11 protein-coding genes are annotated in these 16,449 nt (G+C 35.7%); 10 read left to right on the forward strand and 1 reads right to left on the reverse strand.

Annotation, left to right across the window (positions count from 1 at the left end):
• Positions 1 to 38 precede the first annotated feature (38 nt).
• The 6 genes from NQQ59_RS20285 to NQQ59_RS20310 all read left to right on the forward strand — a co-directional run bounded on the left by NQQ59_RS20285 (position 39) and on the right by NQQ59_RS20310 (position 12,521).
• Positions 39 to 2,438: a glycoside hydrolase family 31 protein gene (locus tag NQQ59_RS20285; RefSeq protein ID WP_144216856.1), complete on the forward strand. Its 2,400-nt coding sequence runs from the start codon at positions 39 to 41 to the stop codon at positions 2,436 to 2,438.
• Positions 2,439 to 2,686: 248 nt separating this feature from the next.
• Positions 2,687 to 4,693: a glycoside hydrolase family 97 protein gene (locus NQQ59_RS20290; protein ID WP_144216858.1), complete on the forward strand. Its 2,007-nt coding sequence runs from the start codon at positions 2,687 to 2,689 to the stop codon at positions 4,691 to 4,693.
• Between the two features lie 265 nt (positions 4,694 to 4,958).
• A complete protein-coding gene (locus NQQ59_RS20295) occupies positions 4,959 to 6,524 on the forward strand; it encodes a GH39 family glycosyl hydrolase (protein WP_144216860.1) in 1,566 nt (521 codons plus the stop codon).
• A 98-nt stretch (positions 6,525 to 6,622) separates the two neighbouring features.
• A complete protein-coding gene (locus NQQ59_RS20300) occupies positions 6,623 to 8,860 on the forward strand; it encodes a glycoside hydrolase family 3 C-terminal domain-containing protein (RefSeq protein ID WP_144216862.1) in 2,238 nt (745 codons plus the stop codon).
• Positions 8,861 to 8,952: 92 nt separating this feature from the next.
• Positions 8,953 to 10,461: a cellulase family glycosylhydrolase gene (locus NQQ59_RS20305; RefSeq protein ID WP_144216864.1), complete on the forward strand. Its 1,509-nt coding sequence runs from the start codon at positions 8,953 to 8,955 to the stop codon at positions 10,459 to 10,461.
• 113 nt (positions 10,462 to 10,574) lie between these two features.
• Positions 10,575 to 12,521 carry a sialate O-acetylesterase gene (locus tag NQQ59_RS20310; RefSeq protein ID WP_144216866.1) on the forward strand — a complete coding sequence of 649 codons (1,947 nt, stop codon included), beginning with the start codon at positions 10,575 to 10,577 and terminating at the stop codon, positions 12,519 to 12,521.
• Between the two features lie 309 nt (positions 12,522 to 12,830).
• On the opposite strand, the gene NQQ59_RS20315 is transcribed toward NQQ59_RS20310, so the two are convergent.
• Complete coding sequence (locus NQQ59_RS20315) at positions 12,831 to 13,376, reverse strand: CvpA family protein (protein WP_144216868.1); 546 nt, start codon at positions 13,374 to 13,376, stop codon at positions 12,831 to 12,833.
• A gap of 241 nt (positions 13,377 to 13,617) precedes the next feature.
• Between NQQ59_RS20315 and NQQ59_RS20320 the strand changes: the two genes are divergently transcribed.
• The 4 genes from NQQ59_RS20320 (at position 13,618) to NQQ59_RS20335 (ending at position 16,282) form a co-directional block, all read left to right on the forward strand.
• A complete protein-coding gene (locus NQQ59_RS20320; protein WP_144216869.1) occupies positions 13,618 to 13,974 on the forward strand; it encodes a hypothetical protein in 357 nt (118 codons plus the stop codon).
• 100 nt (positions 13,975 to 14,074) lie between these two features.
• The gene (locus NQQ59_RS20325) at positions 14,075 to 14,599 is read left to right on the forward strand and encodes a hypothetical protein (protein WP_144216871.1); all 525 of its coding nucleotides are present in this window, start codon (positions 14,075 to 14,077) and stop codon (positions 14,597 to 14,599) included.
• Between the two features lie 140 nt (positions 14,600 to 14,739).
• Positions 14,740 to 15,759, forward strand: coding sequence for a phenylalanine--tRNA ligase subunit alpha (gene pheS / locus NQQ59_RS20330; RefSeq protein ID WP_144216873.1), 1,020 nt, complete (start codon positions 14,740 to 14,742; stop codon positions 15,757 to 15,759).
• A gap of 115 nt (positions 15,760 to 15,874) precedes the next feature.
• Positions 15,875 to 16,282 (forward strand): hypothetical protein, encoded by a 408-nt coding sequence (locus NQQ59_RS20335; RefSeq protein ID WP_095928454.1) that lies wholly within the window; start codon positions 15,875 to 15,877, stop codon positions 16,280 to 16,282.
• The last annotated feature ends 167 nt before the right edge of the window (positions 16,283 to 16,449 follow it).

Consider the following 16,449-nt stretch of genomic DNA (forward strand, 5'->3'; position numbering starts at 1 on the left):
CAAATCCTTTTAATCTGTGGCAAAAAAATAACTAACTAATGAAAAAATCACATTTAAAAACCTTGCTTTCGATTTGCGCTTTTGGACTTCTTACAGTTCCAAATGCTTCAGCACAGATTCAAAATGCAGATGTGCTGAACGCACCAATAGATATCAGTAAAGATTTTCAGAATTATCTGAACACTTTTTATTTCGCAGACGAACTAGCTTCTTTTGATCCTGCAACGGGAAAAGGAACGATTAAATATTTGAGATACAATTATAAAACACGTCAGGCTTTCAACAACATGATGATGAAACCTGATGTCGAAAAAGCAAACGAATTCCCAACAACAGAATACGCAGAATCTCCAGTTTTGCCATTCGAAATTCAGTTTGTTTCAGATAGAACAGTTCGTATCAAAACGACTTCTGGACCACAATTTCACCCGCAAAAAGAATCATTAATGTTGGTTGATGGAGTGGCTCCGAATCACCCAGAATTATGGAAATATGCTAAAATCGAAGGTGGTCACAGCTATACAAGCAAACACGGAAGAGTTGAAATTTTGACAAAACCTTGGCACGTAAAAATCTACGATGAAAAAGGAAAACTTTTGACAAGCACGCTTCACGATACTGATTTTAAAAACACGTATACACCAACACTTCCGTTTTCTTATGTTCGAAGAAACAGCGATTATTCAAGAAGTATGGGCGCTGCGTTCAGTTTAGAACCAGACGAAAAAATATTTGGTTGTGGAGAATCATTCACACAATTCAATAAACGCGGTTCAAAAGTAGTTTTATGGGCGGATGATGCAAACGGAATCCAAAATGAAACCATGTACAAACCGATTCCGTTTTACATGAGCAGCCGTGGTTACGGAGTTTTCATGCACCATTCAACACCAATCACAGTGGACTTTGGAAAATATTTTTCAAGTGCTAACGAAATGTACATTGGAGACGACGAAGCTGATTTGTTTTTCTTCATTGGAGAACCAAAAGACATTTTAGATCAATATACTAATTTGACTGGAAAAGCTGCCATGCCGCCACTTTGGTCATTTGGTTTCTGGATGAGCCGTATTACGTATTTCTCAGAAAAAGAAGGACGCGACGTTGCAAGAGATTTGCGTAAATATAAAATACCAACAGACGTAATTCACTTTGATACAGGTTGGTTTGATGTAGATTGGAGAAACAACTACGAGTTTGCAAAATCTCGTTTCCCAGACGCAACCAAAATGATGTCTGATTTAAAGAAAGACGGTTTCCAAGTTTGTCTTTGGCAATTGCCTTATTTCACGCCAAAGAACACTTTGTTCCCAGAAATTATGGATAAAAACTTGGCTGTAAGAGATAGAAAAGGAAATCTTCCTTATGAAGATGCAGTTCTAGATTTCTCAAATCCTGAAACAATTTCTTGGTACCAAGGAAAATTGAAAAAGTTATTTGATGAAGGAGTTGCGGTTTTCAAAGTAGATTTTGGAGAAGCAGCACCGCCAGACGGAATTTACCATTCAGGAAGAACTGGTTTCTATGAGCACAATTTATATCCGTTAAGATACAACAAAGCAGTTGCAGAAATCACTCAAAAAGAAAAAGGATATACTTTAATCTGGGCTAGAAGTACTTGGGCAGGATCGCAACGTTATCCTTTGCATTGGGGAGGAGATTCTGAAACTACGAATGGAGCCATGTCGGCAGAATTACGCGGCGGACTTTCATTAGGTCTTAGCGGATTCAGTTTCTGGAGTCATGATGTTGGAGGATTTGCAACTAAATCTCCTGAGAATATTTACAGAAGATGGACTCCATTCGGAATGTTTACTTCTCACGTAAGAAGCCATGGAGAACCACCTCGCGAACCTTGGTTGTACAGCAAAGAATTCTTAGAAGGATTTAGAAAAGCAGATAATATGCGTTACGAATTAATGCCCTATATCTACGCTCAAGCAAAAGAAAGTTCAGAAAAAGGATTGCCAATGATGAGAGCTTTATTTGTTGAGTATCCAAATGACCCAGGAGCTTGGTTAGTTGATAATGAATATTTATTCGGTTCAAGCATGTTGGTTGCACCACTTTTTGAAGAAGTAGAAGAAAGAGACGTTTACCTTCCAGAAGGAACTTGGATTGATTACCAAACTAAAAAAGTATATCAATCAGGCTGGCATAAAATTAAAGCGGGCGAAGTACCGATCGTAGTTTTAGTAAAAGACGGAACAGCATTGCCACACATTGGTTTAGCGCAGTCTACAAAAGATATGGATTGGAGTAAATTGACTTTAAAAGTATTCGCAAGCGATAAAACTACTTCGGCTTCAGCCAAAGTTTACTTACCAAACGGAGAGGCGCTACAAGAAATAAAAGTGACCAAAACAGGAAACAATTTTGACGTAACAACAAATCCGTTAAACGGAAAAACCACTTTCAAAACCGAGTGGGCAAAATAAAAGTTAGTACGCCACGACCCGAGCGATAGCGAATAGGCGAAGCAATTGCACGAATTTCCACGAATTAATTTGTGATAATTTGTGTAATTCGTGGCAAAAAAATAAGGCCACAGATTAAAGGATTAGAAAAGATTAAAAATAAAATCTGCTAAAATCTGTAGAATCTGCGTGAAAAAATAAACGCAGAAAATAAAAAATCCTTTCCAATCCTTTTAATCTGTGGCAAAAAAAACATAATACCAAAAAACATGAAAAACTATCTAATTCTCCCAGTCGTATTGTTTTCAATCACAATTGGATACAGTCAGAAAAACAAGAACGCTTACGAACTGGCATCGCCAAACGGACAAAATAAAATCAAATTTGAGTTGGTGAAAAACGCTCCAAAATATGCAGTTTCTCACGGAAAAACCGAAGTGATTTCTCCATCTGAAATGGGATTTGTATTAAAAGGAAACGAAGATTTAAGCACCAACTTCGAAATCAAAGGAGCAAAAACATCAAAGTTTGATGAAACTTGGGAACAAGTTTGGGGAGAAAAGAAAAATATCAGAAACAACTACAATCAGTTAGTTGTTGATTTACAGCAAAAAACAGGAAACAAAAGAAAATTACAAATTCAGTTTCGCGCTTTTGACGACGGAGTAGCTTTTAGATATGTTTATCCAAAACAAAATGTAAAAGACAGTATTTTCATCATGGATGAAAAAACGACTTTCAACTTAAAAGAAGACGGAAAAGCATGGTGGATTCCTGCCAACAGAGAAAACCGTGACGAATATTTATTTAATGACGCTCCAGTAAGTAAGTTAGACACAGTTTTAACTCCATTAACAATCGAAAGCAAAAGCGGATTGGCTTTAAGTTTTCACGAAGCAAACTTGTACGATTTTGCAAGTATGACTTTGGTAAACACAAAAGGAACAGAATTAAAATCTGATTTAGTGCCTTGGGCTGACGGAGTAAAAGTTCGTGTAAAAGATTCGTTCACCTCTTCTTGGAGAACACTTCAAATTGGAGAAAATCCTGGAGAATTGATTACTTCTTATTTGATTTTAAATCTTAATGAACCAAACAAATTAAAGAATACAAACAGCTATTTCAAACCATACAAATATTTAGGAATTTGGTGGGGAATGCACATCGGAAAATATACTTTCTGGGAAAGCGATAAACAAGGAGCAACGACAAAACATGCTGAAGAATACATGGATTTTACAGCGAAAGAAGGTTTTCACCATTTATTAATCGAAGGATGGAATAAAGGTTGGACTCCGGGTTGGTACGAAAACCGTATGCACATGTTCAGCTTCACGAAAAGCGCTGACAATTTCGATTTAGAAAAAGTGGTAGAATACGGAAAGAAAAAGAACATCGAATTAATCGGATACCACGAAACAGGTTCAAACTTAATTAACTACTTAAAAGAAGTTGATGAAGGTTTTGCCTTGTACAAAAAACTAGGAATTCATACGGTAAAAATCGGTCACGTAGGTTCTAAATTAAACATGAAACAAATGCACTTCGGACAATTTGGAGTGAATTATTTCAGATATATTTTAGAAAAAGCGGCACAATATGATTTAGCGGTTTTATACCACGAATCGATTAAAGATACAGGAGAAAGAAGAACATATCCAAACATGGTTTCGAGAGAAGCGGCACGTGGACAAGAATACAATGCTTGGAGCGAAGGAAATCCGCCAAACCATTTGAGTATTATTCCATTCACAAGATTACTTTCTGGTCCAATGGATTTCACGCCTGGAATTTTTGATGTTGAGGTAAAACAAGGTTATCCTGGAAAGAGAATTCAAGGAACAGTTGGTCAGCAATTGGCATTGTATGTTACGATTTATTCTCCAATTCAAATGTTAGCCGATCTTCCTGAAAACTACGAAGGAAAACCAGCTTTACAATTTTTAAAAGATGTTCCAACAGATTGGGAAGACACTAAAATCTTAGAAGGAAAAATTGGTGAATATATCACAACAGCAAGAAAAGACAGAAACAGTGCAGATTGGTATTTAGGAACTTTGACAAATGAAAATCCAAGAAACGTAAATGTTTCATTATCATTCTTAGATCCAAATGCAACTTACGAAGCACAGATTTATGTGGATGCAGAAGGAACAGATCAAAAACACAATCCAGAAGCAGTGGCAATTTCTAAGAAAACAGTAAAATCTACAGATTCTCTAAAACTGAATTTAGGCGGTGCTGGCGGTGGAGCTGTGAGATTTAAAAAATTGTAATTTGTAGAGACGCATTGCAGTGCGTCTAACATATAAGTAGGCAATAAAATATTTAGCCACAGATTAAAAGGATTAAAAAGGATTTTTTCTTTTTCTCTCGCAGATTTGGCAGATCAAGCGGATTTTTTAATCCTTTTAATCTGTGGCATATTTTTTTACAGATTCAAAAAAATAAAAAATCCGCTTGATCTGCTAAATCTGCGAGAGGACAAAAAGAAAAGAATCCTATTAATCTGTAGCAAAAAATAAACAAAACCATTTTCAGATGAAAAAACTTTTAATACTAGTCACAGTTTTATTTAGTTCAATCCATTCGTTTGCACAAAATGAAAACCGAACCATAAAAGTAGATTTCAATAAAACGGCTGGAAAATTAAACACCATGTTTAAAGAATGCATCGGTGCAGGAAGAGCAAATGAAGGTCTTCGTGCAGATTGGCAGCAACAATTGGCATTGGTAAAAAAAGAATGTGATTTTAAATACATCCGTTTTCATGGTTTATTGACTGATGATATGGCCATTTACCGTGAAGACGAAAAAGGAAATCCAGAATATAACTACCAATATGTAGACGTTTTGTTCGATTATATTGTGAGTCTGAAAATGAAACCTTTTGTTGAATTAGGTTTTATGCCGAATGCTTTAGCAAGTGGAAAAGAAACCATTTTTTGGTGGAAAGGAAATGTAACGCCTCCAAAAGATTATAAAAAATGGGAAGATTTAATCAGAAATCTAACGGCTCACTTCAAAGAACGTTACGGAGACGAAGAAGTAAAAACATGGTATTTTGAAGTGTGGAACGAACCGAATCTTTCACCTGGATTTTGGAGCAGTACACAAGATGAATATTATAAATTATACGATTATGCTGTTCGCGGAGTAAAAGCGGTAAACAAGGATTATAAAGTTGGAGGTCCTGCTACTGCGGGCGCGGCTTGGGTTCCTGAAACAATTGCTTTTTGCGAAAAAAATAACGTTCCGATCGATTTTATTTCAACGCATACTTACGGTGTAAAACATGGATATTTGGATGAATTCGGAACTTCGGGAACAATCTTGAGTAAAGATGAATTTAGTGTAAGCGGCGAAGTGATAAATTCTCGCAAACAGATTACAGAATCGGCTAAACCAAATCTTGAATTGCATTATACCGAATGGAGTGCGTCTTATACGCCAGCAGATCCAATTCACGACAGTTATCATTCAGCAGCTTACATTTTGCAAAAATTGAAACAAGTTGGAAATGCAGCAAACTCTATGTCATATTGGGTTTTCACTGATATTTTTGAAGAAGCTGGCCCAAGATTTACACCTTTTCATGGCGGTTTCGGATTATTGAATACGCAGGGAATTAAAAAGCCAGCTTATTTCTCGTATTTTTTAATGAATAAATTGGGAGAAACAGAACTTCAAAATGCAGATAAAGAATCTTGGACTTCTAAAAATGCAAAAGGTGATGTTCAGGTTTTATTATGGGATTTTACGAATACGCATCCGGGCGATAAAGAACTGAATCAGACGTATTACATTAAAGACCTTCCATCAAAAGAAAAAGGAAAAGTCAAAATTGAAGTTGATGGAATGCAGAAAGGAAAATATATATTGGAAATTTACAAAGTTGGCTATAAAGTAAACGATGCTTACGCGGATTATCTAGCAATGAATAAACCAAGTCAGTTAACACGTGAGCAGGTTAATTCAATAAAAGAGAAAAACAACGGAGCGCCAATTTCGACAGAAAAAATTACAATTGACGCAAAAGGAACTTTCAGCAAAGAATTCAAAATCAATGAAAATGATGTTGTAATGCTGAATTTAATTAAACAATAATTGAGATAAAACCACAAACATAAAAATAGTATTAACTGGATTTAAAGATGATTTGTGAGGAATCAAAAATCTTCAAATCTAAAAACACCTAACTATCTATGAAAAACAAAATGATATACCTTTCGGCAGCTTTGGTTTTTGCATTGTTTACTTCTTGTAAAAAAGATGCACAGACTACAGCTTCAAATTCGGCGGAGACCGAAGAATACGTTGGAAAAGAAATAGGTACTGAACATGATGCCGAAATCGACAAACTGATTTCGCAAATGACATTAGAAGAAAAAATCGGAATGCTTCATGGGAACAGTATGTTTGCTAATGCAGGTGTAAAACGTTTAGGAATTCCAGAATTAAAAATGGCTGATGGTCCGTTGGGCGTTCGTGAGGAAATCTCGAGAGACAATTGGGCTCCAGCAGGATGGACAAACGATTTTGCAACCTATTATCCAGCAGGTGGCGCTTTAGCTGCTACTTTTAATGCTGAAATGGCACATACTTTCGGAACTAGTTTAGGAGAAGAATTACGTGCAAGAGATAAAGACATGTTGCTTTCGCCAGCCATCAATATGGTGAGAACACCGCTTGGAGGAAGAACTTACGAATACATGTCGGAAGATCCGTTTTTAAATAAAAAAATCGCTGTGCCTTTGGTTGTTGGTTTACAGGAAAAAGATGTAATGGCTTGTGTAAAACACTACGCCGCAAACAATCAGGAAACGAATCGTGATTTTGTAGATGTACAAATTGACGAGCGTACACTTCGCGAAATTTATCTTCCAGCTTTTGAAGCTACTGTAAAAGAAGGAAAAGCGTATAGTATCATGGGCGCTTACAATAAATTCAGAGGAGAATATTTATGTGAAAACGATTATATGTTGAACAAAATCCTTCGTGACGAATGGGGATTCAAAGGAATTGTAGTTTCAGATTGGGCGGCGGTGCACTCTACAGCAAAATCATTGAAAAGCGGATTGGATATCGAAATGGGAACACCAAAACCTTTCAACGAATTTTTCTTAGCTGATAAATTAATCGCGGCGGTAAAATCTGGAGAAGTTTCAGAAAAAGAAATTGATCTTCACGTAAAACGTATTTTACGCGGGTTATTCCACATTAAAGCAATGGGCGGTGGAACGCGTGCAAAAGGAAGCATCGCAACAGAAGCGCATTACCAAGACGCTTACAAAATTGCTGCAGAAGCTATTGTATTGTTGAAAAACGAAAACAATGCATTACCATTAAAATTAGACGGAGTAAAATCTATTGCTGTAATTGGAAATAACGCAACAAAGAAAAACGCTTTAGGCGGATTTGGAGCTGGTGTGAAAACAAAAAGAGAAGTTACACCTCTTGAAGGTCTTAAAAACAGACTGCCTTCTTCAATCAAAATCAATTATGCAGAAGGGTACTTAGAACGTTACGACGAGAAAAACAAAGGAAACTTAGGGAATATTACTTCTACAGGACCAGTTACAATTGATAAATTAGATGATGCAAAAGTAAAAGAAGCAGTAGAAGCAGCTAAAAATTCAGATGTTGCCATCATTTTTGCGGGTTCAAACCGTGATTACGAAACAGAAGCTTCAGACAGAAGAGATTTACATTTGCCTTTCGGACAAGAAGAATTAATCAAACAAGTATTGGCTGTAAATCCAAAAACGATTGTAGTGATGGTGGCTGGTGCTCCATTTGATTTGAATGAAGTAAGTCAAAAAACTTCTGCTTTAGTTTGGAGTTGGTTTAACGGATCTGAAGGTGGAAATGCTTTAGCCGATGTTATTTTAGGAAAAGTAAATCCGTCAGGAAAATTACCTTGGACAATGCCAAAACAACTAAAAGATTCTCCTGCGCATGCCACAAATAGTTTCCCTGGAGACAAAGCGGTTAATTATGCAGAAGGACTTTTAATCGGATACCGTTGGTTTGACACTAAAAATGTAGCGCCGTTATATCCTTTTGGTTACGGATTATCATACACCACTTTTGTTCTTGGTAACGCTAAAGCGAATAAAGATTCATACGCTCAAACTGATGTAATCGAAGTTTCTGTTGAAGTTAAAAACACAGGAAAGGTTGACGGAAAAGAAGTGGTTCAGTTGTACACTTCAAAACCAGATTCTAAAATTACTCGTGCCGAAAAAGAATTAAAAGGCTTCAAAAAAGTGGCTGTAAAAGCTGGAAATTCAGAGACAGTAACAATTAAACTTCCTGTAAAAGAATTAGCTTACTATGATGTTGCTTCTAAAAAATGGACAGTTGAGCCAGGAAAATATACTATCAAAGTTGGAACTTCTTCAAGAGACATCAAAAAAGAAATTCAGGTAACTGTTAAATAATTTTTTTACTACAAATAACCACTTGATTAACGCCAGCCCAATAAAAGCTGGCGTTGATTTTAAAAACTTACACTTAACTTAAACCAAACCAAATGAAAAAAACAATCAAAGATTACCTCTTGAGCTTTATATTATGCTTTGCTTTTTTAGGAGTTTTAGCTTGCAGTTCAGATAAAGAAAGCACACCACCAGAAACCACAATAAAAGTACTTACTGCAAGTACCAACAAAATTGATTTTGACAGCAAAGAAAACACCTCAGATATCACTATTAATTCTGAAGCTACAGCATGGACACTAACCAGTTCGGCAAGTTGGGTAAAAGTGAGTCAGACAGCAGGAACTAAAGGAAGCATAATTGTTAGAGTAACTGCTTCTGCCAATACAGAAACTGCTGCTAGAACTACCTCAATTACTTTAAGTTCCAATGAGGCAAAAACGGTTACCATAGCAGTTTCGCAAGCTGCAGCAACAGTTGTTACAGGTTTATATCCAAGTTACAATACCAATCCAATTGCGGCAGATGCTTCTGGAATGTCAAGTTCAGCAGTTGAATTAGCTGCAAAAATCAAATTAGGATGGAATATCGGAAATACGTTGGAAGCAACAGGTGGCGAAACCGCTTGGGGAAATCCAAAAGTGACCAAAGCTTTAATTGATGCCGTAAAAGCAAATGGATTCAATGCAATCCGTATTCCATGTTCTTGGAATCAGAATTTAGAGAATGCTGCAACAGCAAAAATTAAATTGGATTGGCTCAATCGTGTTAAAGAAGTCGTACAATATTGCATAGACAATGATATGTATGTTGTTGTGAATATTCACTGGGACGGTGGCTGGTTAGAAAATAATATCACCGAAGCTAAAAAAGTAGAAAACAACGCCAAACAAAAAGCTTTCTGGGAACAAATCGCAACGCATTTACGCGGATTCGACGAACATTTACTTTTTGCAAGCGCCAACGAACCAGCAGTTGAAGATGCTGCACAAATGACCGTTTTAACTTCGTATCATCAAACGTTTATTGATGCTGTTCGTTCTACTGGAGGAAAAAACGCCACTCGTGTTTTGGTAGTTCAAGGTCCAACGACAGATATTGAAAAAACAAACAAATTAATGACTACATTGCCAACAGATAAAGCAACTGGCAGAATGATGGTCGAAGTACATTATTATTCTCCATGGAATTTTGCTGGTTTAACCAAAGACGAATCTTGGGGCAAAATGTTCTATTATTGGGGAGCTGGTTTCCATTCCGCAACCGATACAGAACGAAATGCAAATTGGGGAGAAGAAGCCGATTTAGAAAAGAATTTCAAATTGATGAAAACACAGTTTGTTGATAAAGGAATTCCAGTTCTTTTAGGAGAATTTGGAGCAATTCGAAGAACAACTTTAACTGGAGATGCTTTGACGTTACATTTAAATTCAAGAGCGTATTATTTAAAAACGGTGGTAAAAACAGCAAAAGCAAATGGATTATTACCTTTTTATTGGGACGAAGGAAGTTTGCAAAACAACGGTTTCGGAATCATAAATAGAACCAACAATACTGTCTTCGATACACAAGCTTTAAACGCTTTAAAAGAAGGATTACAGTAGAAAAAACTTTAAAACCATATAAGTGATATAAGTAAATTTCAGAAATGGTTAAATTCAAAACTTAAAATATCTTATATCACTTATATGGTTAAAAAATATTTAAACTATAAAAAATGAAAAAAGTACTTCTTTTTATTTTGTTGATATTTAGTGTAATATCCAATGCTAATGTAAGAATGCCTTTAATATTCTCTGACAGAATGGTATTGCAAAGAGACAAGCAAATTCCGATTTGGGGTTTTGCCGATGCAAATGAGAGTGTAGAAATTCATTTTAACAAACAAATCAAGAAAACTACGGCCAATAAAAACGGAAAATGGACGGTAAATTTAGCGGCTGAAAAAGCTGGCGGACCATTCGAATTGATCGTAATCGGAAAAAATAAAATCACCATCAAAAATGTTTTGGTTGGCGAAGTTTGGATTTGCAGCGGACAATCGAATATGGAATTTCAGGTTTTCAAAACTATGAATTCTGAAAAAGAAATCAACAGTGCCAATTATCCAATGATTCGTCATTTTGGTGTGGCGCAAGATTTAAGTGGAACTCCAAAAGACGATTTGAAACAAGGAAAATGGGAAGAGGCTACAAAAGAAAATGTAGGCAACTTTACAGCGGTCGGATATTATTTCGCTAGAAAACTATATTCAGAATTAAAAATCCCAATCGGAATCATCAATACATCTTGGGGAGGAACCAACGTAGAAACTTGGACAAGTCGTGAAGCTTTTGAAAAAAGCGACGAATTCAAATCGATGATTGCCAATGTACCAACAGTTGATATCAATGCGATTTTCGAAACCTATAAAAAGTCGGTCTTAGATAATCTTAAAAAAGTACAAGGATTTGATGTTTCAATGGAAAATGAAGAGCAATTCAAAAACGCAAATTTCCAAGATAAAAACTGGCCAGAAATAAAAGTCCCTTCACTTTGGGAAAATCAACAAATTGGAAATATTGACGGAATTGTCTGGATGCGAAAAACAATTGTTTTAACAGCAGAACAAGCCAAAAAACAAGCCGTTTTACATTTAGCAAAAGTAGACGACGAAGACAAAACTTATGTAAACGGAGTTGAAGTTGGAACCAACAATCTTTGGGATGCAAAAAGAATCTACCAAATTCCAGCAAATGTTCTAAAAGAAGGAACAAACGTAATTGCAGTAAGAATTACAGATTACAGCGGCGGCGGCGGAATCTACGGGGATCCCGAAGATTTGAAAATCGATTTTAAAGATTCAAAACTTCCGTTGGAAGGACTTTGGAAATTCAACGTGATCAAAGTTAGAATCGAAGTTTCGCCAAATAGTTATCCGTCATTATTGTACAATGCCATGGTAAATCCGCTAGTTCCTTATGCCATGCAAGGCGTTTTATGGTATCAAGGTGAAGCGAATGTTTGGAGAGCAAAACAATATAAAACAGCATTTCCGTTAATGATCAACGATTGGAGAACCAAATTCAAACAAGGCAATTTTCCATTTTATTTTGTTCAATTATCAACTTTCGACGAATTTGGTGGAAACAGCCAAAAAGGAAGCCGTTGGGCAGAACTTCGTGAAGCACAATCTGAAACTTTAAAATTGCCAAACACCGGAATGGCCGTTACGACCGATATCGGAAACGCAAAAGACATTCACCCAACAAATAAGCAAGATATTGGTTTGCGTTTGGCTGCCATCGCAATGAATGATATTTACGGTAAAAAACAAGTTCACAGCGGACCAACTTACAAATCGCAAGAAATAAAAGGCAACCAAATTATCCTAACTTTCGATAACATCGGTAGCGGACTATCAACGCCAAACAACGATGCGTTAAAAGGTTTCGAAATTGCAGGCACAGATAAAGTTTTTCATTCCGCGAAAGCGATAATCAAAGACAACAAAATAATCGTTTCGAGCGATGAGGTTCGAAACCCAGTTGCAGTGCATTATGGCTGGGCAGACGATGATACGGCAATCAATCTTTTCAATAAAGAAAAATTTCCTGCATCGCCATTCAGAACCGATAATTGGGAAATGGTTACGGCAAACGAGAAATACAGCGTTAGTAAATAATATTAGTGTGTAACCACATCTTGATAAAGGAGACACTAAACCCGACAGATTTTTAAAAACCTGTCGGGTTGTTTTTTTTAGCTTCAGAGAAGCGAAATATTTATAGCAAAATAAAACATCCAAAGTAGAAGAGCTCCATCGGGCAATCTATTTTATTTAATAGTAATCTCAATATGTCGCTCCGCTGGAGCTTTATTGGATGCGCCTAAATCATATCTATAAATATTTCACCTCTCTGAGGCTTTTCCTATAAGGGTTCTTAGTAATAAATCTCAGAGGTTTTAAAACCTGTCGGGTTTACTATTTGAATTATTCTTTTTCTGAATTCTCTTTTTCTTCTGGTTTTTGAGAATGTTCTTTTTTAAAATTCTCATACCATTTTTCAATCGATGGATACACAAAAGAAGCCACTTTTTTCACTGGATTGTAAAAAATAGATTTATCCAAAGTTTCTTGTTTCGCAAAAGTATTATTGAAATTGATCTTTTCGAATAAAGCAATAAAAATACTCAGGATCAAAATGGTTTTTAAAACTCTGAAAAATCCTCCTCCCAATTTATTCATCCAGCCTAACATGGCAAAATCGGCAATTCCGGTTAAAATTTTGGCTAAGAAATAAACGCCAATTACCACCAAAATAAAAGTTAAGATAAAAGCCGTAATCTGAATATTAGTTGGATTCCAGGAAACATGTTTTGAAATCATTCCGGTCATTAGCGAAGAAAACTTAATCGCAAGATAAATTCCTAATAACAGCGAAATGAAAGAAGCCACTTCTACAAAAAGCCCATTTTTTATGCCTTTATATAAACTATAACACAAAAGTGCACCAATAATAATATCAAAAAAACTCATTTTTTGTTTTGTATTTAATGAGGCGCAAAGATATATCTTTTTTTAGGTTCAAAGGTTCAGAGTTACAAAGGGACAAAGGTTTTTTGCGGTCTTGTTTTTGTATGTGTTTATTTTTTTAGGAGCAATGTATTGAACTCTGTATCTTTGCAAATCAAAATTTAGAGTTTAGATTGCGATTCTGCCCCCTCAGAATAGATTTTTAATCAGCAATCTAAAATCTACAATCAAAAATCATAAATTAATGTCTAGAGATACACAATTAAAAGAGCGATGGGAAAAGCTCGTTGATATACTTTCCAATCAATTTTCGCAGGGAGAAGATTTAGATTTGGATTCTATAATTTACCTAATCGGAGTTCAGGAATACGGAAAAGTACACCGCGAATACAAGAAAGACGAAAAACTAAACTTAATGCACATTGCAATCTGCAGGCTGCTTGAACCCTACGGATTTTACGAATTCGAATATTTTGACGAAGAAGGTTGGCCACATTATAAAATAAAAGAGCAATTACCACCGTTAAAAGCCGGAGAACAATCGGTTTTAATGAAAGAAGCGATTGTGAATTATTTTTTAGAAAGAAAATTGATAGAGTAAATTTTTAGTTTCAGTCGCAGTCGCAGTTTGCAGTGACTGTCAACAGTAAAATGAGACTGAAAACCGCGACTGAAAACCGCGACTGAAAACTTTAAAAAAAATGTGCCGATACGCTTTAACAAGATACAAACCGCATTACGCCTGTTTTAATTGCCGAAAGACATTTAAAAGAAGGCTTTTTAGGGATATAAAAACTGGTGAATCCGGTTTTGAAGCTAAATGTCCACAATGTGGAGAACTGATGGCAGATATGGGATTGGATTTTGAATCGCCTAAAAAAGACGATTTAAAAAAATGGGAACATATTAAAAGTTTATATTCTGTTGGAATTACTTTTCACTCCTGCGGTTGTAGCGGTCCAGGTTATATTCCGAATTCAAAAGAAAAATTAATCGAATATTTTGATGAGATTAAAACGACGTATTTAAAAAATATGGATTTTTGGCGGACTAGAATAGAACCTTCTACTAAAAAAGAAAAAGAACAGGATTCTAATAAAAATTGGTCTAAGTTAGGAGAGATTTCTTCAAATTATAAAAAAGAGACGGTTACTAATCAAGAAGGTCTAGATTATTGGCATCAAAAAGTAAAACAAATTGAAGAAAAAATAAATCTTGTAAAATAATTACAGGTCAGCATAAATAATAATCAGTTAAATATTAGCTGTGATTCGTTAAATAGGTTTGCAGAATTCTTAAAACTGCAACTACAGCTAACGACTTTCAACTAAAAGTACTAAATTTGTATTTCAATTATTGAAGGAAAATGATAGATAAGATAAAACAACATATAGAGGAAGCCAAAGCCTTTAATGAAAAAAACAAAGAATCTTTAGAACAATTCCGTATTAAATATTTAGGTAGTAAAGGGTTATTGAAGGAACTTTTTACTGAATTTAAAAATATTCCAAACGACCAAAAAAAGGATTTTGGACAGGTTATAAATACTTTAAAAGCTGTTGCTGAAGAAAAAGTAAGAGTGATTCAGGAAGAACTTGAAAGCAAGGAAGAGAAAAAAGGTATTTTTGGAGATTTAACACGTGCGGCAGAACCGGTAATTATTGGTTCGCGTCATCCGATTTCGATTGTTAAAAATCAGATTATCGATATTTTTGCCAATATCGGATTCAACGTTTCTGAAGGTCCAGAAATCGAAGACGATTGGCATAATTTTACAGCATTGAACTTGCCAGAATACCATCCGGCGCGTGATATGCAGGATACGTTTTTCATTCAGACAAACCCAGATGTGTTGTTGCGTACGCATACATCATCTGTTCAGGTGCGTTATATGGAAAATCACAAACCGCCAATTCGTACGATTTCACCAGGACGTGTTTTCCGCAACGAAGCGATTTCATCTCGTTCACACTGTATTTTCCATCAAGTGGAAGGATTATACATTGACAAAGATGTTTCTTTCGCCGATTTGAAGCAAACATTACTTTATTTCACAAAAGAAATGTTCGGAAAATCTAAGATTCGTCTTCGTCCGTCTTATTTCCCATTTACAGAACCAAGTGCTGAGATTGATATCTATTGGGGATTAAAAACGGAAACTGATTACAGAATCACAAAAGGAACGGGTTGGTTGGAAATTGGAGGTTGCGGAATGGTAGATCCTAACGTTTTGAAAAACTGTGACATCAACCCAGACGAGTATAACGGATTTGCTTTCGGAATGGGAGTAGAGCGTATTGCGATGCTTTTATATCAAATTGGAGATATCCGTATGTTCTACGAAAATGATGTTCGTTTCTTAGAGCAGTTCAAAGCAAACATCTAAAATTTTAGATTTCTGATTTTAGATTTTAGATTGATTCTGAAATCTGAATTATAATCATAACAATAAACCTTTGTTGAAGTTTTAGGCTTTGACAAAGGTTTTTAAAATTTAATACATGAAAAAAGATATAATAATTCCAGAAGTTGAGAACGTATTTCTTGCCGCAGTGCAGGAATGGAGTGACGATTTTATGGAAAAAGTGTGGTACGCGTATTTAGTTAATGACAGTGACTTTAATTTAGATAGTGTAATGGTGGTTTCAAAAGCTTTTGGAACTATTGATGGTGAAATGAAAAAAACTTCGATTCTGCGTCATGCTTTTGTTGAGGTTCCTTCTGTTTCTGTTGTGAAAATAGAATTGGTGGAAAAAAGCCTTTTAGTGTTGAACAATGAATTTATGGTAACGTTCTTTATCGGAAATACTTTGTACGACAAGAAATTCATCTTTAAAGCCAATTCGCTTGACGAAAACAATACGGAAGAAGTGCCGATTTTGTTTGTTGAAGGGGTGATGGTGAAGTAAGTATTCAGTCGCAGTCTCAGTGTTCAGCAGTCTGAGAACATATAAAAAATAAAAAAGTCCGAAAAAATATTTTTTCGGACTTTTTTATTGGACTGCGACTGCGACTGCGACTGCGACTGCGACTGCGACTGCGACTGCGACTGCGACTGCGACTGCGACTGCGACTG

The organism is Flavobacterium panacis, from assembly GCF_024649945.1.
Lineage (GTDB): Bacteria > Bacteroidota > Bacteroidia > Flavobacteriales > Flavobacteriaceae > Flavobacterium > Flavobacterium panacis.

Excerpts from the sequence above, each read along its gene's own strand:
- NQQ59_RS20285 (WP_144216856.1), top strand. The coding sequence starts at position 39 with ATGAAAAAATCACATTTAAAAACCTTGCTTTCGATTTGCGCTTTTGGA.
- NQQ59_RS20290 (WP_144216858.1), top strand. The coding sequence starts at position 2,687 with ATGAAAAACTATCTAATTCTCCCAGTCGTATTGTTTTCAATCACAATT.
- NQQ59_RS20295 (WP_144216860.1), top strand. The coding sequence starts at position 4,959 with ATGAAAAAACTTTTAATACTAGTCACAGTTTTATTTAGTTCAATCCAT.
- NQQ59_RS20300 (WP_144216862.1), top strand. The coding sequence starts at position 6,623 with ATGAAAAACAAAATGATATACCTTTCGGCAGCTTTGGTTTTTGCATTG.
- NQQ59_RS20305 (WP_144216864.1), top strand. The coding sequence starts at position 8,953 with ATGAAAAAAACAATCAAAGATTACCTCTTGAGCTTTATATTATGCTTT.
- NQQ59_RS20310 (WP_144216866.1), top strand. The coding sequence starts at position 10,575 with ATGAAAAAAGTACTTCTTTTTATTTTGTTGATATTTAGTGTAATATCC.
- NQQ59_RS20315 (WP_144216868.1), bottom strand. The coding sequence starts at position 13,376 with ATGAGTTTTTTTGATATTATTATTGGTGCACTTTTGTGTTATAGTTTA.
- NQQ59_RS20320 (WP_144216869.1), top strand. The coding sequence starts at position 13,618 with ATGTCTAGAGATACACAATTAAAAGAGCGATGGGAAAAGCTCGTTGAT.
- NQQ59_RS20325 (WP_144216871.1), top strand. The coding sequence starts at position 14,075 with ATGTGCCGATACGCTTTAACAAGATACAAACCGCATTACGCCTGTTTT.
- pheS (WP_144216873.1), top strand. The coding sequence starts at position 14,740 with ATGATAGATAAGATAAAACAACATATAGAGGAAGCCAAAGCCTTTAAT.
- NQQ59_RS20335 (WP_095928454.1), top strand. The coding sequence starts at position 15,875 with ATGAAAAAAGATATAATAATTCCAGAAGTTGAGAACGTATTTCTTGCC.